This window comes from Thermaerobacter sp. PB12/4term (assembly GCF_003403315.2).
Lineage (GTDB): Bacteria > Bacillota > Sulfobacillia > Thermaerobacterales > Thermaerobacteraceae > Thermaerobacter.
In genome coordinates this window covers 1,759,798-1,781,547 of record NZ_CP048407.1, presented here as the reverse complement: position 1 = coordinate 1,781,547, position 21,750 = coordinate 1,759,798, and the positions used below count along the sequence as shown (strand labels likewise).

Here is a 21,750-nt window from a genome sequence, read left to right as displayed (position 1 = left end):
TCAGCTGCGCAGTCGCCGCAGCGCTTCCAGCAGCCGCGGGTTGCCCCCGGCCGGCGGGCGCCAGTCCACGTGGACCACCGGCACCTGCTGCTGGGCCAGGCTCTCGGCGAAGAGGGGCACGCCGATGTTGACGGCCACCACGCCCTGCAGCAGGCCGCCGGAGGGGTCGTCCCCGCCAGCCGTCCCGGTGCCGGCGGCGGTCCCGGTGGGCGGGGTCTTGCCCGGTCCGGCGGCGGCCGGCAGGACGGCATCCCCCCGGGGAACCAGCCAGCGGTGCAGGCCGGCCGGATCGATGGCCCTGCCGGCGGCCAGAGCCGCCACACACCCCGCCAGCAGCGCGGCCTCGGCGTGGGAAGGCAGGACCACGGCCCCGGCGGCCTCCAGGCGCCGGGCCTGTTCCGCCAGGCCCTGGGGATCCGCGCCCGTGCCGCAGAGGGCGACGGCCACCACCAGGTGGCGGCCCGAGGCTGCCGCCGCGGCCCGGGCGTCCACGATGGCCGGGGCCAGCTCGCCCGCGGGGTCGGGATGGGCGCCGTAGCCCACGACCACATCCAGGAGGACCACGGCCACGGACGGATCCCGGGCGGCCATGGCCAGGTAGCGCAGCCGGGTCTCGGCGTCCAGCATGGGGTGGAGCCGGCCGGCGGTGAACTCGTCGGCTCCCAGGTCCAGCAGCAGGTGGGTGGCGGGGACGGGCTCCCCGGGCCGGTAGGCGGCCCGGCCGGGGAGAGGGGCGTTGGAGGCCACGGGCCCGGCCAGCCGCTCCACCAGCCCTTGTCCCTCGTAACAGAGGGTTCCGCCGCCGTACAGGCCCCAGACCCGGCGCTGGTCCGGGTGGAGCCGGGAGGCCAGCCGGTGGGCCTGGGCCAGCAGTTCCCCGGCTTCGATCTCCGCCTGCCGGCCGGCGCCGGGCGATCCGGTCGACTCCGTCGAGCCGCCAGCGGCCCGGGGGGCCGGATCCCGCGTCCGGGCGTCCTGAGCCGCCAGGGCCGCCGCCGCCCGGGCCGTGGCGGCCAGGGTGGGGCAGGGCTGGTCCGGCTCACCCAGGAAGTGAACCACCACCGGCTTGCCGCAGGTGGCTAGGGCCTCCAGCACCTGCTGCTTGACGGCCGGCGACGGCGGTTTAGATAGAGCCACAATCAGCCGCGTACCGGGGTCGCGGGCCAGGGCCGCCACGGCGGCCCGGAAGGTGGCACCGCCCACCGCCTCGTGCAGGTCGCGGCCGCCGGTGCCGATGGCGTGGCGCACCCCCACGCCCAGGCGATCCAGCTGGCAGGCCACCTCCTGCAGGCCGGTGCCCGAGGCGGCGACGATGCCGACGGGTCCGGGCCGCACGGCGTTGGCGAACCCCAACCCCGTCCCCGCGATCAGGGCGGTCCCGCAGTCGGGGCCCATGAAGAGCAGCCCCCGGCGGGCGGCCTGCGCCTTGAGGGCCACCTCGTCGTCCAGGGGGACGTTGTCCGAGAAACAGAAAACGTGCAGGCCCAGATCCAGCGCCTCTTCCGCCACCCATCGGGCGAACCGGCCGGGCACCGAGATCAGGGCCAGGTTGGCGCCGGGCAGCAGGGCCACGGCCTGGCGCAGGGTGCGGGGCGGCGGGCCGGCGGGTTCCCGGGCCATGACTCCCGTGGCCTCCCCCGCCGGGCCGGGCGGGACCAACCCGGCCGCCTGCGCCGGGCGGCCGGCGGCGCCCCAGGCACCCGGGCGCTGCCCCAGCAGGGTGTCGACCTGGCCCAGCGCCGCCTCCAGCCGGTCCGGGTCGGCGCCGCGGACGGCGACCACCAGGTCGCCGGGACCCGCGGCGGCCCCCACCTCGTCCAGCAGGCCGGCCATGGCGAGAAGCTGCTTGTTGGCCGCGGTGGCCATGACGGCTCCGGCTTCCTCGATGCCCGGCATCTCCCGCAAGCGCCGCTGCAGCTGCATCAGGGTGATGGAGTCGAAGTAGGATCCCGGGCGGACCAGGCTGCGGACGAGCGCGGCCTGCCCGGGCGGTGGCAGGGTTGTCATCGGGACGCGCCTCCCGTGCCCCCCTGCGGAGGGCGGTGCGCCGCGGCGACCGCCCTCCGCAGGGGCTGGTGGGATCCCCTTTCCCCGGAGGAGCGGTCCGATCTTTGGTGAAAGCCACACAAACTGTCATGGAGGTGATTGCGGAACGGCAACAAAGGCGGCGAACCGTTCGGGGCGAACGCATGGTCGCCAAGAGGAAGTCACCTCCCGGTGCCGAATGGCGCCGGAAGTGCGCCCCTGGGCCGCGCCCGCGGCGGGCGCGGCCCAGGGGCGGGCGGGTTCTTCCATAATGTAGGGGAGGTGCCGGGCATCTCCCAGGGGGGCGTTGCGTAATGGCGGCAGAGCGGGAACGGGTGGTGGGGTATCTCCCCCAGGACCGGCCGCCCTTCGGCGCACTGGTCAGCCTGGGCTTTCAACACGTGCTGACCATGTTCCCGGCCACCGTGCTGGTGGCCATCCTGACGGGGTTTGACGTGGGGGTCACGCTGTTTGCCTCGGGCCTGGCCACCATCGTGGCCGTGGTGGGTTCCCGGGGCCGGATCCCCCTCTACTACGGCGGCAGTTTCGCCTACATCGCCCCGGTGCAGTCGGTGGCTCAGACCTGGGGGCTCGCCGTGGCCCAGGTGGGCGTGGTGGCCACGGGCGTGCTGAACGCCATCTGCGGGTGGCTCATCCAGCGGGCCGGCAAAGCCCGGCTCGACCGGGTGCTGCCGCCGGCGGTGACGGGGGCGGTGGCCATCGTCATCGGCATCGCCCTGGCCAAGACGGCCATGGACATGGCCTCGAAGAACTGGGGCATCGCCCTGCTGACCCTGGTCCTGACCATCCTGTTCTCCGTGTACCTGCAGGGGCGGGGGCTCCTGGGCATGCTGCCCGTTCTGCTGGGCGCCGCCTGCGGCTACGTGGTGGCGGCTGCCACCGGCCACGTGGACTTCACCCCGGTGCTGGAGGCCCCGTGGTTCGCCCTGCCCAGGTTCCAGCTGCCGGCCTTCACGGCGCCCGGCGCCTGGCAGGCCATCCTGGCCATCGCACCCATCGCCATCGCCACCATTCCCGAGAGCACGGCCCACCTGTACCAGATCAGCCTGTACATCGACCGCCTGGCCGAGGAGAAGCGGCAGCGCCCGCTGCGCATCAAGAACCTGATCGGCCTGAACCTGATCCTTGACGGCCTGGCGGACATCGTGCATGGCATGCTGGGGGCGTCGTCGGGCACCAATTACGGCGAGAACAACAGCCTGATGGCCATCACCAGGAACTATTCCACGGCGGTGCTCATCGCGGCCGGCGCCATTGCCATGATCCTGGGCTTCTTCAGCAAGCTGTCGGCCCTGGTGGGCACGCTGCCCGAGTTCGTCACCGGTGGGCTGGCCATCTATCTCTTCGGCGTCATCGGCATGCAGGGCATCGCCCTGATGATGTCCGAGCGCGTGAACCTCTTTGACCCGCGGCAGCTGGCCATCGGTGCGGTGATCCTGGTGGTGGGCCTGGGCGGCAACGCCTTCGAGGGCGGCAACATTCCCATCTGGGGGATGAAGCTGCCGGCCATCGCCACGGCGGCCGTGGCGGGCATCCTGCTCAACCTGATCTTCGTCGCCTTCGACCGGAACCGCGCTGCGGGACAGGAAGCGGGTGTAGCGGAACCCGCGCCCTCGCCCGCAGGCGGCGACGACTGAAGGCGGCGGGGCGGTGCGCGGCCTTCGGGCCGACGGCGCGCTGTGGCAATGAATGCCGGCCGGACCGGCGAATGAAGGCGGCCGAACTGGCGACGGGGTACGATCCCCGGGGTACGGTCAGGGACTATGACAAGGGGGTGCCCGGGCGGTGGACGGCAGGAAAGCCGAAGCCGGCGGCCGGGTGCCCCCTCGCTTCACAGGCCGGGTGGTCGCGGTGCACCGGCAGGGTGTGTACGCCGAGGGCGTCGCCGGATGGGACGAACCCGCCCCCGGCCCCTGGGTCCCGGCTCCCCCGGCCGCCCCGGCCCCCTGTGCCCCGGTGACGGTCATCGCCCTGGGCGACGGCTCCTTGCCGCCGGGTCCGTGGCACCTGCGCTTGCCTTCGGGACCGGGCCGCATGCCCGCCCTTGGCAGCAGCAGCGCGGCGCCCCATGACGGCGGCTGGCGGCGGTGGCTGGCCGTAGGCGACCCGGTCCGCTGGGGGCGAGGGGGTGGGCAGGCGGGCAGGGGCGCCGCGGCCGTGGCCATTCCGCCGCCTGGCCTGTGGCGGCGGTGGTCTCCCCCCGGGGGGGCGCGGGGTGCGGCCAAGGCCCGGCGCCGAGCCGCGGCCGTGCTGGGCCACCTGCTGGCGGTCGCACCGCCACCGGGCTGGAAGCCCCTGGCCCAAGCAGTGGCGCGTCTGGAGAGGGCGGTGGCAGCGGGACGCTGGGAAGAGGCGGCTCAACCTGCCATGGCCCTGCTGGGCGCCGGGCCGGGGCTGACCCCGTCGGGCGACGACTGGCTGGCGGGCTGGAGCGCCTACTGGGCCTGGCGGGCCGGCGCCCGGCCGGGGAGGTCGGCCCATCCGCCGGGAAGCCCGACCTGGAAACCGGCCACCGCCGGCGGACCGGGCGGCGGTGGCGGGGCCGCCGCCTTTCACCGCTGGGCGGCCTGGCTCCGCAACGAGGCGGCCCGCCGGACGGGTCCCGTCAGCCGTGCCCTGCTGGATGCCGCGCTGGACGGCGAGCTGCCGGAACCGGCCGCCGGCCTGCTGGCCGCCCTCTGGGCCGGCGACGCCCCTGCCGTCCCCCGTGCAGCCCGCCGCCTGTTCCGCACCGGCCACTCCTCGGGGGTCGACCTGGCCTGGGGGCTGTGGATGGCCGCCCGCCGGGATGCCGGCGGGGACCACGCCCGCCAGGGGGGTGCCGGCCCGGCCCACGGCGAGAACGGCAGATAGTCAGCTCGACCCATTCCCGCCGCTTGTCCCTTGTGAACACAGCACAAAGGGTTCACCCCGCCGTCACCCTAACCCAGCTCCGAACCGGGTAAAGGAGGCGCGCCGATGAACCAGCCCGTAGTGCCCGTGGATCTCAGTCACGTCGAGCTCATCGATTTGTCCCATCCCTGGGGTGTGGACACCCCGGCCTTCGTCGGCTACGACGGCCCGGTGGTGAAGTGGATCAAGCGGCCCGCCTTCGACCGGGTGGGCGGCCAGAAGATCGAGACCACCCTGCACGTGGGCACCCACCTGGATGCGCCGATCCACTTCATCACCGGGGGAAAGGACATCGCCAGCCTGCCCCTGGACCGCCTGTTCGGCCCGGGCGTGGTGGTCGACATCAGCGACGAGGTGGGGGACTACGACATCTACACCCCGGAACACATCATCCGCAAGGTGGAGGTGCGCAAGGGGGACATCCTGATCATCCACACCGGCTACCACCACTACTACAACCACGGTGACCGCCCCGACGAGGAGCGCTACTTCTGTAAGCACCCCGGCCCGACCCGGGAATTTGCCGAGTGGGCCCTGTCCATGGAACTGCGGTGGATCGGCATCGACGCCGGCTCGGCCGACCACCCGATGAACACCATCATCCGCAAGCTGCGGCCCGACCTGGCCCGCGAGGCGGAGCGCAAGCTGGGGCGGCCGCTGGACGAGATCTTCCCCGACCGCGAGTTCCAGCTGATGCACAACTTCCTCTTCCCCCATGACCTGGTCCACGTGGAGAACGTGGGCGGGGACATCGACCGGGTGTTGAACCAGCGGGTCTGGATCGGCTGCTTCCCGTGGAAGTTCGAGGGCGGGGAGGCGGCCTTCTGCCGGGTGGTGGCCTTCGTGCAGAAGCATGGGGCGTAGCACCCGGCGGCAACCGCACGGCTCGCGGGGTGACGAAGGGGCGTGGCAGGAGAAGGGGCGTGGCAGGCGTGAAGGGCAGGCAGGCCGGGGAAGCCGGACCCGCCTCCGGCACGGACAAGGGCATGGAATCGCCGCAGCCGGGCGATGACGGTGGGGCCGGGTGCGGGGCCGGGGGGCCCCTCTGGGTGGTGGCCCTGGGCGGAAACGCCATCCTGCGGCATGGACAGCGGGGCACCTATGAAGAGCAGGCGGCCAACCTGGCGGCGACCGCCGGGCAGCTGGCCGCGCTGATCGCCCGGGGGGACCGCCTGGTCATCACCCATGGCAACGGCCCCCAGGTGGGCAACCTGCTGATCCAGCAGGAAGAGGCCGCGGCCCGCGTCCCGCCCCTGCCCCTGCATGCCTGTGGCGCCATGACCCAGGGGCTGCTGGGGTTCATGCTCCAGCAAGCGCTGGAGCGTGCCCTGGCACGGCGGGGCATCCGGCGGCCCACGGCGGTGCTGGTGACCCGGGCCCTGGTCCATCGGGACGACCCGGCCTTCGCCCGTCCGGACAAGCCCATCGGCCCCTTCTACCCCGAGGACGTGGCGCGGACCCTGGCCCGCGAGCGGGGCTGGGTGGTGGCGGAAGACGCCGGCCGGGGCTGGCGGCGCCGGGTGCCGTCGCCTGACCCCGTGGCCATTGCCGAGGTGGCGGTGGTGGCCCAGCTGGTGGCGGCCGGTGTCACCGTGGTGGCCGCCGGCGGTGGCGGGGTGCCCGTGGCGGGCGACGAGCCGGTGGACGCAGTGGTCGACAAGGACCTGGCGGCGGCGCGGCTGGCGGTGGCGCTGGATGCGACGGGCCTGTTCGTCCTGACGGACGTGGAGCACGTCGCCCTTGACTGGGGAACCCCCCGGGCCCGGCCGCTCCAGCGGATCACCGCCTCCGAGCTGGCTGCCTTCCGCGACGCAGGCCACTTTGCGGCGGGCAGCATGGGCCCCAAGGTGGAGGCGGTGCTTCGCTTCGTCGAGGCCACGGGCCGCCGGGCGGCCATCGGGCCGCTGGAGCGGGCGATGGACGTGGTGGACGGGCGGGCCGGCACCCAGGTGGTGCCGGCCACGGCGGCCACCGTGGCCTGAGGCCCGAAGGCCGGTGGCGCGACTGCCGCCCGTCCCTGCGGGCGAAAGCTCACGGCGGTGGCAGGGCGGCGCTTCCCGGTAGGGCGGGGGCTCACCCGGCTGTCCGGCCGAGAGCCTCCTCGGCAAAGTGGCAGGCCACCCAGTGGCCGGGCCGGACGGCCCGCCAGGCCGGTTCTTCCAGTCGGCAATGCTCCCGGGCCAGCGGGCAGCGGGTGTGGAAGCGGCAGCCGCTGGGGGGCCTGGCCGGGCTGGGGACGTCCCCCTGGAGGACGATCCGCTCCCGCCGCCGCTCGGGATCGGGCTCGGGGATGGCCGACAGCAGGGCCTGGGTGTAGGGATGGGCCGGCCAGGCATACAGCTCGTCGGCGCCGGCCAGTTCCACCAGGCGCCCCAGGTACATCACGCCCACCCGGTCGCTGACGTGGCGCACCACGTTGAGGTCGTGGGCGATGAACAGATAGGTCAGCCCCAGCTCCCGCTGCAGTTCCATGAGCAGGTTGAGGATCTGGGACTGGATCGACACGTCCAGGGCGCTGACGGGCTCGTCGCACACGACCAGGCGCGGGTTGAGGGCCAGGGCCCGGGCGATGCCCAGCCGCTGGCGCTGGCCGCCCGAGAACTCGTGGGGCAGCCTGCGGGCGTCCTGCGGCGACAGGCCCACCCGCTCCAGGAGCTCGGCCACCCGCCGCTGGCGCTCGGCCCGGGGGACCCCGTGGACCACCAGGGGCTCGGCCACGATCTGGCCCGCCGTCATCCGCGGGTCCAGGGAGCCGAAGGGGTCCTGGAAGATGATCTGCATTTCCCGGCGCAAGCGGCGCATGGACGCCGGTGGCAGGCGGGTCAGGTCCTGGCCGCGGTAGATGATCTGCCCGGCCGTCGGTTCCTGCAGGCGCAGGATGGTCCGGCCCAGGGTGGTCTTGCCGCAGCCGCTCTCGCCGACCAGTCCCAGGGTCTCCCCCTGGCGGAGGGTGAAGGAGACGCCGTCCACCGCCCGGATGAAGCCCTCGACCCGTCCGAAGAGCCCCCGCCGGATGGGGTAGTACTTTTTCAGGTCGCGCACCTCGAGGAGCGGTTCCCCGTCAGCAAAGCCTTGCAAGCGTTGTTCCTGGGGCGCGCTGGCCAGCACTGCGTTCACCGGGCCGTCACCTCCCGAGCCTCCTCCTGGACATGAACCCAGCACCGCGCGCCGTGGCCGTCGCCCAGCTCCACCCAGGGCGCCGGTTGCTCCCGGCACACGCCGCGGGCTTCAGGGCAGCGCGGCGCGAAGGGGCAGCCCGGAGGCCTCCGGGACGGGTGGGGCACCACCCCTTCGATGGCCGGCAGGGGGGCCTTCCGCGGCGTATCCCGCCGGGGGATGGAGCGGAAAAGACCGGCGGTGTAGGGGTGCCCCGGGCGGCGAAAGATGGCCTGCACGGGACCTTGCTCGACCACTTCGCCGGCGTACATCACCACCACCCGGTCGGCCATCTCGGCCACCACGCCCAGGTCGTGGGTGATGAACAGGATGCTGGTCCCCAGCCGGGCCTGCAGGTCCCGGAGCAGGTCCAGGATCTGGGCCTGGATGGTCACATCGAGGGCCGTGGTGGGCTCGTCGGCGATAATGAGCTGCGGCCGGCACGCGATGGCCATGGCGATCATCACCCGCTGCCGCAGCCCGCCCGAGAGCTCATGGGGGAACTGGTCCAGGCGCCGCTCGGGATCGGTGATCCCCACCTGACGAAACGCTTCCAGGGCCAGTTCCCGGGCTTCCTTCCGGCTGCAGCGCCGGTGGGTGCGGATGGCCTCCGCCACCTGCTCCCCGCAGGTATACACGGGGTTGAGGCTGGTCATGGGCTCCTGGAAGATCATGGCGATGCGATTGCCCCGGATCTGGCGCATGGCCCGCTCGGTGGCCCGGGCCAGGTCCTGGCCGCCGAAGAGGATCCGGCCGCGCCGGATCTGCGCTTGCGGCTCGGGCAGGAGCCGCATGATGGACAGGGCCGTCACGCTCTTGCCGCACCCGCTCTCACCCACCAGGGCCACCGTTTCCCCGGGGTTGACATGGAAGGTCACGCCGCGCACCGCATCAAAGGGGCCGTCCTCGGTCCGGAAGCGGACCCAGAGATCTTCGACCGCCAGCACCGGGGCGGTGGAACCGGCCCGCCGTTCCACCGCTATCTCCCGGCCGGCATCCCCGCGGCGCCGGTCCTCGCCTCCGGAGGCCGGTGTGTCCCGGCCCGGCCGGTCCGGTGGCGCACTGCCCGGCGGCGGGGTCTGGCCCGCCTGCATCCTCATGCCGCCGCACCTCCTTCCGGTGCAGGTTGGTTCCGTCAGAAGCCCAGGGCCACCCCGCCGTCCCGCGGGTCCGCAGCGCCCTCGTAGACGCCGCCTTCCAGCACCCGGATTAGCATGGCCGAGCCGCCGGCCGCCCAGGGGCCAATCCCGCGCAGGACGTGGCCGCGCTGCAGCAGCTCCGCGGCCGTCTCGGCCGGGAAGCGGGACTCAAGGCGCAGCTCAAGGGGCGCCTTGAGGTTGATGGGATCGGTCCCGGGGAAGCTGGTCCAGCGGGGCGCCGCCACCGCCTGGTAGGCGTTGAGCCCGAAGTCCAGCACGTTGACCAGCACCTGGAGGTTCCACTGGGGCTGGCCGTCCCCGCCGGGGGTGTTGCCCACCAGGACCAGCTCGCCGTCGCCGGCAGGCCGCCCTGCATCCTGCCGGGAGCTGCCGGCACCCTGCTCCGGGGCGGCGGCGGGCTGCGGGTGACCGCCCTCCGGGCCTTCCGGATCGGGGGATTGCGGCCGGGTCACCAGATAGGTGTTCAGGGTGTGCATGGTCCGCTTGCCGGGTGCGAGGCCGTTGGGGTGTTCCTCGCTGAGGACGAAGCCGCGCCCGGCCCGGTTGTTCATCAGAAAGCCGGTGCCCGGCACCATCACGCCCGCACCCCAGAGGGCGGAGATGCTGTGGATGAAGGAGACGGCGTTCCCCTCCCCGTCGACGGCGACGAAGGACGTGGTGTCCCCGTCCAGGTCGCCCCCCGAGGGGGCGTTGTTGGCCCGCCGGAGGTCGAGATCCTGGCGGCGCCGGGCTGCGTAGGCCTTGCTGATCAGCTTCTCCACCGGCGCCTTCACGAAGCGGGGGTCGCCCAGGTAGGCGTTGCGGTCCGCAAAGGCCAGCTTCTTGATCTCGACCAGCAGGTGCACCACGTCGGGATCGGTGGGCGACCCGCCGGACAGGTCGAAGCCTTCCGCCAGGTTCAGCATTTCCAGGAGGATCAGGCCCTGGGACGGCGGTGCCGTTTCGAAGACCCGGTATCCCCGGTAGGTGGTGACCAGGGGCCGGTAGACCTCCACCTCGAAGGCCGCCATGTCCTCCGCGGTCAGCAGGCCGCCGGCGGCGCGGGACGCTTCGCCGATGCGGCGGGCCAGGGTTCCCTTGTAGAAGCCCTCGGCCCCTTCGGCCAGCACCTGCTCGAAGCTGCGGGCCAGGTCGGGGTTCTTCAGGATGGTACCCGGCCGGGGGCGGGAACCGGCGGCGAGGAACACGGCGGCTGCGGCGGGATCCTGCGCCAGCTTGTCCGCCCCGGCGGCGATGTTGGCGGCCAGCCGGGCGTCGATGGGGAATCCTTCCCGGGCGTAGCGGATGGCGGGCGCCCAGACCTCTTCCAGGGGCAGCGAGCCGTACCGGGCGTGCATCTCCAGGTAGACGCCCACCGCACCGGGAACGGCCACCGACCACCAGCCTTCGAAGGGCATCTCGGTGTAGCCGGCGGCCCGGTACCGTTCCACGCTGGCGGCCAGGGGGGCCGGGCCGCTCCCGTTGAAGGCCGTCACGGTGCGGGTGCGGGCGTCGTACACCAGGGCAAAGGCGTCACCGCCCAGGCCGCACATCTCGGGCATGGTCACGCTGGTGACGGCGGCCATGGCCAGGGCGGCGTCCACGGCGTTGCCGCCCCGCAGCAGCATCTCCAGCCCGGCGGCGGTGGCCAGGGGCTGGCCGGACGCCACCATGCCGCGGGTCGCCCACACGGGCCGGCCGGGATCCGACGTGAGGGCGGGATCGATCACGGGAGCTCACCTCACCAAGCCTGTTGTTTATGGAAGGCTTTTGCGGCGCAGGCGCCGCTAGATCCGGAACACGGCCCCGGCGACCAGGGCCAGGGCCACCACCAGGGCCGGGTTGACGCCGGCGAAGAGCAGCACGGTGCTGGCGACGCCGACCACCCATGTGGCCACACCCGGGAAGGAGCGGGTGCCCAGGTCCCATGCCACCTGCAACATCAGGGCCACCGCCACCGGCTTGACCGCATTGAGGGCTCCTGCCACCGCAGGAGAGTGGCGGTAGGCCTGAAAGACGCCTACCAGGGCGATCATGGCGATGGCCGTAGGGGCCACCGCCGCCGTGACGGCCACGAGAAGCCCCAGCAGCCCGGCGACCTTGAAACCGATGAAGGCGGCCAGCTTGGTGGCGATGGGGCCCGGCAGGGCGTTGCCCAGGGCCAGGGTCTCGGCGAAGCCCGCTTCATCCAGCCAGTGGTAGCGATCGACCACCTGCTCCTTGATGAACGGCACCACGCCCGGCCCGCCGCCGAATCCCAGAAGGCCGCTCTGCCCGAAGGCGACGGCCAGTTGCCATAATCGCTCCCACGACACCGGGGTCCCTCCTCGTGCCATCCTTGCGTGCTATCATCCCGGCGCGGCCGGGCGGGTGTACCGCCCGGCGTGCCTCCGGTGGTCCGGGCCTTGCCGCCGGACCGGGCCGGACCGGATCAGGACCTGAGGCGCGGATCCAGCAGGTCGCGCAGCCCGTCGCCCAGCAGGTTGAACGCCAGCACCGTGACGAAGATGGCCAGGCCGGGCCAGTACGCCATCCACGGCGCCACGTGCAGGTACCCCTGGGCGGTCCTCAGGTCGTACCCCCAGCTGGGATCGGGCGGCTGGGTACCCAGGCCGAGGTAGCTCAGGCTGGCCTCGCTGATCACTGCGGCGGCCAGGCTCAAGGTGGCCTGGACCAGTACCGGGCTCAGGATGTTCGGCAAGATGTGGCGCCCGATCTGCCACAGGTGGCCGGCGCCCACCGCCCTCCCCGCTTCCACGTATTCCAGTTCCCGCACGGCCAGCACCTGCCCGCGGACCAGCCGGATGAAGGTGGGCGAGAGGCTGATGCCGATGGCGATCATGGCGTTGCCGAAGCTCGGACCCAGCACGGCGGCGATGGCCAGCGCCAGGACTAGGGACGGGAACGCCATCAAGGCATCCGTCAGGCGCATGATGAACCACTCGTCCCAGAAGCCGCGGAAGTAGCCCGCCACCACGCCGATGGGCAGGCCGATGGCCAGGGCCAGCCCGACGGAGATGAGCCCGGCCAGCAGCGACACCCGGGCGCCGTAGATCAGCCTGGACAGAATGTCGCGGCCGAGCTCGTCGGTGCCCAGGGGGTGCTGGGCCGACGGCGGCTGGAGGATGGCCCCGTAGTCGGGTTCAGCCGGGTCGTAAGGAGCCAGCAGCGGGGCCAGGACGGCCACCACCACCAGCAGGGCGACGACCACGGCCCCCAGGGCGGCCAGGCGGTGGCGGACGAACCGGCGCAGCAGCCGCCGCCAGCCGGCGACCGGGCGGCTGGCGGGGGCCGCCGGTGCCGCCGGGGAGGCACCGCCGGGTTCCGGTACCGGCAGGGGCTCGGGGTGCAGGCTCATCACCGGCTCCCTCCCGTGACCTTGATGCGCGGATCGAGCCATGCGTAGAGGATGTCGACCACCAGGTTGACCAGGACCACCAGCGTGGCGGCCACCAGGACGGCTCCCTTGAGGGTGATCAGGTCGCGGCTGTAGATGCTGTCGACGATCAGGCGGCCGAAGCCTGGGATCACGAAGATCTGCTCGGTGATCACCAGCCCGCCCAGCAGCCCGGCCAGCTGCAGTCCGCTGACGGTGAGCACGGGGACCAGCGCGTTGCGGGCGGCATGGCGGACGATCACGCCCCAGCCGCCCAATCCCTTGGCCCGGGCGGTGCGGACGAAATCGAGCCGCAGGACCTCGAGCAGGCTTGAGCGCATCATGCGCATGAGGACCGCCGACTCCCGCAGGCCGGTGACCACGATGGGGAGGAGCATGGTCTTCAGGTTTTGCACCGGATCCACGGTGATGGGCACGTAACCGGACGCCGGCAGCCAGTTCATCCGCACGGCGAAGAAGATGATCAGCAGCAGCCCGAGCCAGAACTGGGGCATGGACAGGCCGGCCAGCGCCAGCACCGTGCCCGTGTGGTCCACCGCCGTACCCTGGCGGGTGGCGGCCAGGATCCCTGCCGGTATGGCGACCAGGGTGGCCACCAGCATGGCCCCCACGGCCAGTTCGACCGTGGCGGGAAGGCGCTGGGCGATCAGGGTGGTGACGGGCGTCCCGTCGACCAGGGACCGGCCCAGATCCCCGCGCAGGACCCCGGCCAGCCAGGTGAGGTACTGGACGTGTAGGGGCCGGTCGAGGCCGTGGGCACGGTTGAAGGCTGCGACGGCTTCGGGCGAGGCTTCCGGACCCAGGATGGCCCGGCCCGGGTTGCCCGGCACCACATGGATCAGGACGAAGACCAGCAAGGTGACCAGGATGAGGACGGGAAGGCTCAGCAGCAGCCGGCGAGCCACAAACTGAAGCAAAGGTTCACCTCCCCTCGCCGGGGCGGGGCGAAGGTCGCCCCGCCCCGGCGACTCCGGGTGCTGGGAGTACCGCCATGGCCCGGGCAGCCGGGACAGCCCTGCGGGGCCCGGGCCGCGGGCGGTTGGGACGGCGTCGGCGTGGGCCGCGGTCACCGCACCTTGGTCAGGTTCTCCGTGCGGATGATCCCGTCGGGGTAGTTGACGAAGCCCTGGATCTGGGCCGAGTAAGCCTTGACGTTCTTCGGGTAGTACAGGTAGATGTACGGCGCGTCCTGATGAACCTGTTTCATGACCTGCCGGTACAGCTCCACCCGCTGGTTCATGTCCAGGACCCGCCGCGCCTCGTCGAGCAACCGGTCGACGCCGGGGTTGCTGTAGCGGGAGTCGTTCTGGCTGCCGCCGGTGTACAGCCACGGGTAGATGTTCCCGTCAGGGTCCGGGCGGCCGCTCCAGCCGAGGGCGGCAGCCTGGAAGTTGCCGTTATCGGTGTCGTCCAGCAGGCTGCCGAACTCGACCTGCTGGATCTCCATCTGGATCCCCGCGTCGGCCAGCATGTCCTTGATGACCTGGGCCACCTGCTGGGTCACGGGGCCGGTGGCCGTCTTGAGGGTGAACTGGAAGCCCTCGGGGTGGCCGCCCTGGGCCAGGAGGGCCTTGACCTGGTCCAGATCGCGCTGGGGCGGTTCCCCGGAAGCGGCCGCGGCGGGACTGGACGGCGGGAAGGGACCGTACCCGGGTTCCGCCGTCTCCTGGAAGACCACCTGCACCAGGGTGGACCGGTCGATGGCCAGGTCCACAGCGCGGCGCAGGTAGGGGTTGTTGAAGGGCTCCTTCTCGGTGTTGAGGTAGATGCCCTGGAAGCCCAGGCCGGGCCCGATCTCCACCTTGAGGTTGGGGACCGACCGGAGGTCGGCGATGGACTGGGCCGGGACGGTGTCGATGATGTCCAGCTGGCCGGCCTTCAGGTTGACCACCTTGATGTTGTCGTCGGTGACCACCTTCCACACGATCCGGTCGGCCTTGGGGAGGCCCTCCCGCCAGTAGTCCGGGTTCTTGACCAGGACGATCTGGTCGCCCTTGATCCGGTTTTCAAACTTGAAAGGGCCCGTCCCCACGGGGTTCTGGCCGAACTGGTCGCCCGCCTCCTGGATGGCCTTGGGCGAGCCCATCATGCCGGCCCGGTCTGTCAGGGTGTAGAGCAGCGGGCTGTACGGCTGCTTCAGGACGATGCGGACGGTGTAGTCGTCCACCTTTTCCACCCGGTCGACGGCCGACAGCTCGCTGTAGCGGGCCGAATCCGGGTTCAGGTACCGCTGCAGATTGAACACCACGGCGTCGGCGTTGAAGGGCGTGCCGTCATGGAAGGTGATGCCCTGGCGCAGCTTGATGGTATAGACCGTGCCGTCCTCCGACACCTCGGGCAGGGACTCGGCCAGTTCGGGCACCACCTGCAGGTTTTCGTCCAGATCGTACAGCTTGTCGAAGATGCTGTTCTGCACGTAACGATCGACCAGGGCGCTGGACATGGCGGGGTCCAGGTTGGGCGGGTCGGCGTTGATGCCGATGGTGATGGTCACCGGCCCGCCGGCGCCGCCCTGCGCCGGCGGCGTGGAAGCGCCTTCGCCGCCACCGCCGGTGGCGCCGCCGCCGCATCCCGCCAGTATCAGTACGGCCGCTGCGAGAGCCAGCACCCGCTGCCGGGCGCGGGCGTGCGCGCCGGCCCGTGCCGCCTGGCGCAGGGTCCGGATCCGACGGCCCACCAGCCATCTCACCATCTGGGCTATCCGAGGCATGAAGGGGCCTCCTTTCCAGACAAGGACGTTAGGGGTTCACGGCGGCCGGCGTTTGCCGCGCCGCCGCCCGCCCGGGCTGGGTACGTCAGGGCAAGGATGGGGTCGAGGATCGTCTCCGCTGCCCGGGCCGGGCCGGTGGCCAGGGGGCCGGCCAGGTTCCCTGCCACCCCAGGAGGCGGCTCAGCTCCCGGGCGGCATCCTGAACGGCGGCCACCATGGCGGACGCGGGTCGCTGCGCCAGCCGCTGCCGGGGCCCGGCAATGCTGATGGCCCCGGTCACCCACCCGTACGCATCGAAGACGGCGGCTCCGAAAGCCTGGATGTCTACTTCCACCTCGGAATCGCTCTCGGAATAGCCGCGCCGGCGAATCTCGGCCAGGTTGGCCAGCAGCTGCTCCCGGTCGGTGATGGTGCGGGGCCCCCGCCGCACGAAGTAGGGCGAGCGCAGGTAGGCGTCGATCGCCTCCTCGGGCAGATAGGCGAGGATGGGCTTGTTGGACGCCCCGGAGTGCAGGGACGCAAACCGGCCTACCTCCGCCGCCATTCGCACGGGGTGGGGGCTATCCACCTTCGCCAGGCAGATGCTGCGCCATCCGGCCTGGACCATCAGGATCGACGTTTCGCCGCTGGCTTCGGTGACCCGCCGCAGCAAGGGCAGGGCCAGCCGGGCGATGTCGAGCCCGTTCTCGGCCATCCGCCCGGCCACCAGCAGGGCGGGGCCCAGCCGGTACCGGCGGGTGACCGGGTCCTGGATCAGGTAGCCATGCTCCTGAAAGGTGGCCAGGATCTTCGACACCGTGCCCTTGGGGAGCCCGGCGGCCGCCGCCAGTTCCCCGACGCTCCACTCGGGGTGCGAGGGGGAGAACTGCTGCAGCAGGCGCAGGGCACGCCCCAGCGACTGTATGGTTGAGCGTGGCGCGGCCCTCACCTCCCCGCCACCGCCCGGTGGCGATTTTCGTTTCCTAATACGAAACGATGTTTCTCTCCCGGGAGATTGGATTCGCCTATTCGCGCCTTTCGCTGCGATTCCTGCTCGTCCACCCGGTTTCTCGACAAAAAAAGACGGTTCCCAGCGCGGGAACCGCTAGAACGCGGGGCCGCGGCCCGGGCCGGGACGGTCCCGGCGGAAAGGGGTGCGGGGGACCCCGCCTTGGGACGTGCCGCCTGCCGGCGGTGCCTCACTCGACCCGCAGCACGATCTTGCCCGTGTTGAGGTTGCGCTCCATGTAGCGGTGGGCTTCGCGGACCTGGTCCCAGGGGAAGATTCGGTCGATCACCGGCCGGATCGCCCCGGACGCCAGCTTGGGCAGGTACCGCCCGGCGAACTCCCGGGTCAGCTGCACCTTGTATTCCGGGCTGCGGGAGCGCAGCGTGGTGCCGGTGACCTGCAGGCGCTTGCCCATCAACCGGCGCAGGTCGAAGCGGTCGATCACCCCGCCGCCCATGGTGGCGATGAGCACCAGCCGCCCGTCCATGCCCAGGCAGTCCAGGTTCTGCTCCCAGTAGGGTGCGCCGACGAAGTCCAGGATCAGCTGGACCCCGGCCCGGCCCGTCGCTTCGCGTATGGCGGGCGCGAAGGGCCCGAGCTTGTAGTTCACTGCGACCTCGGCGCCCAGCTGCCGGCAGACCTCCAGCTTCGGCTCGGTGCCGGCCGTCACCGCCACCCGGGCGCCCGCATCCCGGGCCAGCTGGATGGCGGCCGTGCCCACGCCGCTGGCACCGGCATGAATGAGGACCCATTCACCCGCCTGCAAGCCGCCGATCCAGAACAGGCACTGGTAAGCGGTGAGGAAGGCCTCCGGAATGGCAGCCGCCTCTTCAAAGCTGAGGTTGGGCGGGATGGGCAGGGCCATGGCAGCCGGAATGGTGACGTACTGGGCGTAGCCGCCCCCCGGGAGCAGGGCGAACACCCCGTCTCCGGGGTGCCATCCCTCGGAACCCGTGCCCAGCGCCACCACCTCCCCGGCGGCCTCCAGGCCCAAAAGGGGGCTGGCCCCGGGGGGTGGCGGGTACAGACCCCTCCGCTGCAGGATGTCGGCCCGGTTCAGGGCCGTCGCCCGCACTCGCACCAGCAGCTCGCCGGGTCCGGGCTCGGGGTCGGGCACTTCTCCCATCACCAGGTTTTCCACCCCGCCCGGTTGTCGCACCAGGATGGCTTTCATTGCCGAACCTCCCCACGCTGCCTCTCCTACTGCGGGCGGGCCGCATCGCCCTCCTCGCCTTGCCGGAAGACCCGGCCCTGTCCGGCCGCCACCAGTCGCCCGTCCGGCGCCCGGCGAACCTCCAGCCGGTAAAGGGCCGTCCGCCGGCCGCAGTCCTCCTCCCACGCCTCGGCCACCAGGCGATCGCCCGGCCGGGCCGGCGCCACGTAGTGAAGGGCCACATGGAGGGCCACGGCGGGAATGCCGTGGCTGTTGGACGCCGCCGCATGGGCGGCGTCGGCCAGGGCGAAGACGGCGCCGCCGTGGCCCACCCCATGGAAGTTCACCATGTCGGGCCCCAGGGTCATGGACAGCCGGGCGTATCCCGGCCGCAAGTCATCCAGCCGGATGCCCAGCCGCCGGCAGAAGGGATCGTCGGCGATCCGGTCCCAGAGCCCGGCGGGCACCTGGGCCCCACCCGGACCCGGCCGGGGGGACCGGCCCCGCGGCGTGGCCGGCCCGGCGGGTCCGGACTTCACCGGCTCACCTGGCGGCGGTCGACCACCCGGACGGCCTTCCCTTCACTGCGGGGAACCGACCCCGGCGCCACCAGCCGGACCGCCACCTGCAGGCCCAGGGCTCCGCCCAGCACGTCTTCCACCTGCTCCTGCAACCGCCGGGCCGCCTCGGCCTCGGGGTCGAACCCGCCCCAGGCGGCCGTGACGGCGGGCGCCGGTTCGACCCACACCTCGATCCGGTCCAGGGCGCGGCCCCGGTCGACGACCAGCTGGTAATGGGGGGCCAGCTCGGGAATCCGGAGGAGCTGGTACTCCACCTCCGACGGGAAGACGTTTACCCCCCGCACGACCAGCATATCGTCAACCCGGCCCTTGACGCGGCTCATGCGCACCAGGGTACGGCCGCAACGGCAGGGTTCCGGGTAGAGGGCGGCGATGTCGCCCGTGCGGTAGCGGATCACCGGGAAGGCTTCCTTGGTCAGCGAGGTGAAGACCAGCTCCCCGTACTCGCCGGGGGGAAGGGGCTCGCCGGTGCTGGGGTCGACCACCTCGGGGAGAAAGTGGTCCTCGTTGATGTGCAGGCCGTCCTTCGCCTCCCGGCACTCGCAGGCGACCCCTGGCCCGATCACCTCGCTGAGCCCGTAGATGTCCACGGCGTCGATGCCCAGGCGCTCTTCCAGGGCCTGGCGCAGCGACTCGGACCAGGGCTCGGCGCCCAGGATGCCGTAACGCAGGCTGGTGGCCCGGGCGTCCAGGCCGTGTTCGTCCATGTAATCGGCCAGGTTGAGCAGGTAGGAGGGGGTGCAGGCGATGCCGTGGGGCTGCAGGTCCCGGATCAGAAGAACCTGCCGGGCGGTGTTGCCTCCCGAAGCGGGAACCACGGTGGCGCCCACCCGCTCGGCACCTGCGTGCAGGCCCAGGCCCCCGGTGAAGAGGCCGTAACCGTAGGCGTTGTGCAGGATGTGGCCCGGCTCGCCGCCGGCCATGCAGAAGCAGCGGGCGACGCACTCGGCCCAGACCTCCAGGTCGTGGCGGGTGTAGCCCACCACCGTGGGCTTACCCCGGGTTCCCGAGGAGGCGTGGATCCGGGCGACCCGGTCCAGGGGCTCGGCGAAGAGGCCGAAGGGGTAGTGGTCCCGCAGGTCCTGCTTGGTCATGAAGGGCAGGTGGGGCAGGTCTTCCAGGTGGCGGATGTCGGCCGGCGTGAGGCCCCGCTCGTCCATGCGCCGGCGTACCAGCTCCACCCGCTGGTACGCCCGCTCCACCGTGGCCCGGAGCCGCTCCAGCTGCAGGCGCCGCAACGCCTCCCGGGACGCGGTCTCCCCATCCCGGTCCCAGATCATGCCGATCCCTCCCGTGACGCTGCCGCCCGCCGTCCCCAGGCCGGAGGGCGGCGATCCCCGGCGGGGACTTCAACGCCCGGGGCGGTAGCCCCTGCCCGGGGCGGGGCGGGACGGGCGGGCGTCGTGGGGCGAGGGCGGGGCACTGGTGGGGTGGACTACCGGGGGGGTGCAGCCCGGCCTGGGGGTGCTTAATGTCTGGGCTCGGCCCGACGTTTTTGCCTGTACTCCCCTCATCCTTCCGCCCATAGGGGTGCGCCGGGCGGTTCGCGTGCTCGCGCGGAGGGGAGGAGAGACAGCTTGACTTGATGATGGATGGTGGGAACGGGCTCATCCGGTGAGACGTTGCACACATGAAGTCGCATCGGGATGGAATGGGTGACCCGCTACGCACCACCCGGGACTGGCGGATCAGGTTGTGCCCAGCTCGGAATTCCCCGCGTTCCTGGAGGAGGCCCCCCGCACTTCCTGGTTTCAACGACATCCACGGCATCGGGGGATCATTTCCCATCATAGATTCTCAACGCGAACACGAATCTGGAATAGGGCAAGCTTGTCTTCATCGATTGGGAAATTGGTCGCCCATTGCAGCCGTGCTATCACTGTCACCGGCCCGACCTGAAGCTCCTCGCCCAGCTTCGCGGTGGGAACCTTCATCTCTTCCTGGTCGATAACGTCATACATAGGAAGCTCCAGCGGTTTGGCGTCCACCGCCTCGGACTCTTCGGAGTGGCTCCCACCGGCAACCTGCTCCGAAGGCTGTTCCGACACCGATGATTCGAATCGGCCCCATGTGCATCCGGCCATACCGACCAGGACCGCTCCGATCATCACCGTGGCCACCATCTTCTTCACCATTCATCCCTTCCTTAGCGCGCGACCGTACAGCAAGGGATTACGTCGATGCATCTTCACTGTATCGTTTGCAAGGGCATCACGCCTTCCGTTCACAGGTTATCGGCTGCCTTCTTGTCAGTCTCCATTAGCGCCATGAGGCTGACCCCGATTACCCTAATCCCCTTCGCCACCTGCTGTGGCGTTCCTACATGACCTAAGGAAGCTGTCTACTATGATTTGGAGCTTGTGGAACCGTACGGGTCGAAGCCCGAGCAGGTCATACCGGCCAGCGCGGGACCGGAGCTCTACGGGATGGAACGCGCGTCTTTCCGACGGTGGTGTCGGCTGGCAAGGAGGCAGCAGAATATGTGGCCGTCGATATATGACGAGATTTGAACCAGCAGGAAGTTCCGGCGCCGAACCTCATCTTTGGGCTGCATCACAATCACTGCAGCAACAAGCGACCAACTCGTTGGATCTGCGGCAACCGCCCCACTCCTCCCAATATGTCCCAGGTCCTGGTAGCGGCGCCACGGCCCTACTAGGCCCTCACAGGGTAGACGAGCCGGCGGGAGGGGACATCCGGCGGGTCCAGGCGGCCCAGTCGTCCGGGGTGTTCAGGTTCGTCAGGGCGGAAAGGGCCGCATCGATCTGGCGCAGGCGGTTTTCGGCCACCCAGAGCACCCGAAGGTCGGGTTCGTTCAGCAGGGACCGCAGGGGACCGCCCCCTTGCTCCAGCCGGCGCCGGACCCGCGGCGCCAGGCGCCGGGAGTAGACGGCCAGGAGCGGTTCGGGGCGCCCATCCCGCAGGGGGACCACCGCGTCGGGCGCGCCGCCGGCGGCAGCGGCCGCCAGCGCCTCACCTAGTAGGAAGCGACCCACGGCAGGGGTCAGGCCGGGCATGTCGCAGGCGACGAACAGGCCGTAGGGGTAGGCCATGGCCTCCAGGCCCGCGTGGAGGCCGGCCAGGGGCCCCAGGCCCGAGTAACGGTCCAGGACCAGCGGCAGGCCCAGACCACCGTAACGGCCGGGGGGCCGGTCGACCACCAGCACCTGGGCGCAGAACGAGGCCAGGATGCCTGCGATGCGGAGGATCAGGGGGCCGTCCGGCGTAGGGAGCAGGGCCTTGTCCCGGCCCATGCGCCGGCTGAGGCCCCCGGCCAGGATGACGCCGGCGGCGGGCAGCGGCCCCGTCTCCTTGACGCCGGCAGTGGGCAGCGGCCTATCCTCCTGGCTGCCGGGATGCGGCGGGTGGAGCCGGTTCATCCAGTTCTCTCCCCCTGGTCCGGTTCCGCTCCTCTTCGGGCCCGTTTCCCTGGGCATACCAGGTACCGGGACCGCCCTACCCCTGACCCCCGGACTCCCGAACCCCTGATCCCCTGACAATCCTCCGCCCGCCGGACCCCCGACCCTTCGGCCGGGCTTCGACGTCCGGCACCCCCGGGGCCAGGACCTTGCGCCCCTGGGTCCTTCTGGTAGAATCAAGTCTAACGTAGCGGGGCGGCCGCTCAAACCACGGGCCAGCGGCTCCCACCGCGGGGCGGCGCTTTCCGAGCGGGGGCGGCCCACGGCCC

The 21,750-nt window shown here is 71.6% G+C and carries 18 protein-coding genes; 4 read left to right on the top strand and 14 right to left on the bottom strand.

Going from position 1 to position 21,750, the window contains the following annotated elements:
* Positions 1–2,007, bottom strand: a complete 2,007-nt coding sequence (locus DYI95_RS07405) for a protein FdrA (RefSeq protein WP_116900414.1) — start codon at positions 2,005–2,007, stop codon at positions 1–3.
* Between the two features lie 332 nt (positions 2,008–2,339).
* On the opposite strand from DYI95_RS07405, the gene DYI95_RS07400 reads away from it, so the two are divergent.
* From DYI95_RS07400 to arcC, 4 genes are all read left to right on the top strand, one after another.
* Complete coding sequence (locus DYI95_RS07400; protein ID WP_116900415.1) at positions 2,340–3,683, top strand: uracil-xanthine permease family protein; 1,344 nt, start codon at positions 2,340–2,342, stop codon at positions 3,681–3,683.
* Between the two features lie 148 nt (positions 3,684–3,831).
* Positions 3,832–4,899: a DUF2877 domain-containing protein gene (locus DYI95_RS07395; RefSeq protein WP_116900416.1), complete on the top strand. Its 1,068-nt coding sequence runs from the start codon at positions 3,832–3,834 to the stop codon at positions 4,897–4,899.
* A gap of 105 nt (positions 4,900–5,004) precedes the next feature.
* Positions 5,005–5,802, top strand: a complete 798-nt coding sequence (locus DYI95_RS07390) for a cyclase family protein (RefSeq protein ID WP_116900417.1) — start codon at positions 5,005–5,007, stop codon at positions 5,800–5,802.
* A 59-nt stretch (positions 5,803–5,861) separates the two neighbouring features.
* Positions 5,862–6,920: a carbamate kinase gene (gene arcC, locus DYI95_RS07385; protein WP_243149674.1), complete on the top strand. Its 1,059-nt coding sequence runs from the start codon at positions 5,862–5,864 to the stop codon at positions 6,918–6,920.
* A 91-nt stretch (positions 6,921–7,011) separates the two neighbouring features.
* Here the strand turns inward: arcC and DYI95_RS07380 are convergent, their stop codons facing one another.
* From DYI95_RS07380 to DYI95_RS07320, 13 genes are all read right to left on the bottom strand, one after another.
* Positions 7,012–8,055, bottom strand: coding sequence for an ABC transporter ATP-binding protein (locus DYI95_RS07380; protein WP_371731859.1), 1,044 nt, complete (start codon positions 8,053–8,055; stop codon positions 7,012–7,014).
* Complete coding sequence (locus DYI95_RS07375) at positions 8,052–9,194, bottom strand: ABC transporter ATP-binding protein (RefSeq protein WP_116900418.1); 1,143 nt, start codon at positions 9,192–9,194, stop codon at positions 8,052–8,054. The genes DYI95_RS07380 and DYI95_RS07375 overlap by 4 nt, the downstream gene beginning before the upstream one ends.
* 35 nt (positions 9,195–9,229) lie before the next feature.
* Positions 9,230–10,963, bottom strand: a complete 1,734-nt coding sequence (locus DYI95_RS07370) for a gamma-glutamyltransferase family protein (RefSeq protein ID WP_116900419.1) — start codon at positions 10,961–10,963, stop codon at positions 9,230–9,232.
* 57 nt (positions 10,964–11,020) lie between these two features.
* On the bottom strand, positions 11,021–11,548 hold the full coding sequence (locus DYI95_RS07365; RefSeq protein WP_006903652.1) for a chromate transporter: 528 nt from the start codon (positions 11,546–11,548) through the stop codon (positions 11,021–11,023).
* Positions 11,549–11,664: 116 nt separating this feature from the next.
* The gene (locus tag DYI95_RS07360) at positions 11,665–12,591 is read right to left on the bottom strand and encodes an ABC transporter permease (RefSeq protein ID WP_116900420.1); all 927 of its coding nucleotides are present in this window, start codon (positions 12,589–12,591) and stop codon (positions 11,665–11,667) included.
* A complete protein-coding gene (locus tag DYI95_RS07355; RefSeq protein ID WP_116900421.1) occupies positions 12,591–13,547 on the bottom strand; it encodes an ABC transporter permease in 957 nt (318 codons plus the stop codon). Before DYI95_RS07355 ends, DYI95_RS07360 begins: the two co-directional genes overlap by 1 nt.
* A 149-nt stretch (positions 13,548–13,696) precedes the next feature.
* Positions 13,697–15,340, bottom strand: coding sequence for an ABC transporter substrate-binding protein (locus tag DYI95_RS07350; RefSeq protein WP_116900422.1), 1,644 nt, complete (start codon positions 15,338–15,340; stop codon positions 13,697–13,699).
* Between the two features lie 85 nt (positions 15,341–15,425).
* Entirely contained in the window at positions 15,426–16,268 is an 843-nt protein-coding gene (locus DYI95_RS07345) for an IclR family transcriptional regulator (RefSeq protein ID WP_116900423.1), read from the bottom strand.
* A gap of 250 nt (positions 16,269–16,518) precedes the next feature.
* The gene (locus tag DYI95_RS07340; protein ID WP_116900424.1) at positions 16,519–17,502 is read right to left on the bottom strand and encodes an NAD(P)H-quinone oxidoreductase; all 984 of its coding nucleotides are present in this window, start codon (positions 17,500–17,502) and stop codon (positions 16,519–16,521) included.
* Positions 17,503–17,528: 26 nt separating this feature from the next.
* A complete protein-coding gene (locus DYI95_RS07335; protein WP_116900575.1) occupies positions 17,529–17,948 on the bottom strand; it encodes a hotdog fold thioesterase in 420 nt (139 codons plus the stop codon).
* A 68-nt stretch (positions 17,949–18,016) separates the two neighbouring features.
* Positions 18,017–19,342 carry a phenylacetate--CoA ligase family protein gene (locus DYI95_RS07330; protein ID WP_116900425.1) on the bottom strand — a complete coding sequence of 442 codons (1,326 nt, stop codon included), beginning with the start codon at positions 19,340–19,342 and terminating at the stop codon, positions 18,017–18,019.
* A gap of 507 nt (positions 19,343–19,849) precedes the next feature.
* Complete coding sequence (locus tag DYI95_RS07325; RefSeq protein ID WP_116900426.1) at positions 19,850–20,197, bottom strand: hypothetical protein; 348 nt, start codon at positions 20,195–20,197, stop codon at positions 19,850–19,852.
* Positions 20,198–20,725: 528 nt separating this feature from the next.
* Positions 20,726–21,442, bottom strand: coding sequence for a molybdenum cofactor guanylyltransferase (locus DYI95_RS07320; protein WP_116900427.1), 717 nt, complete (start codon positions 21,440–21,442; stop codon positions 20,726–20,728).
* Positions 21,443–21,750: the final 308 nt, after the last annotated feature.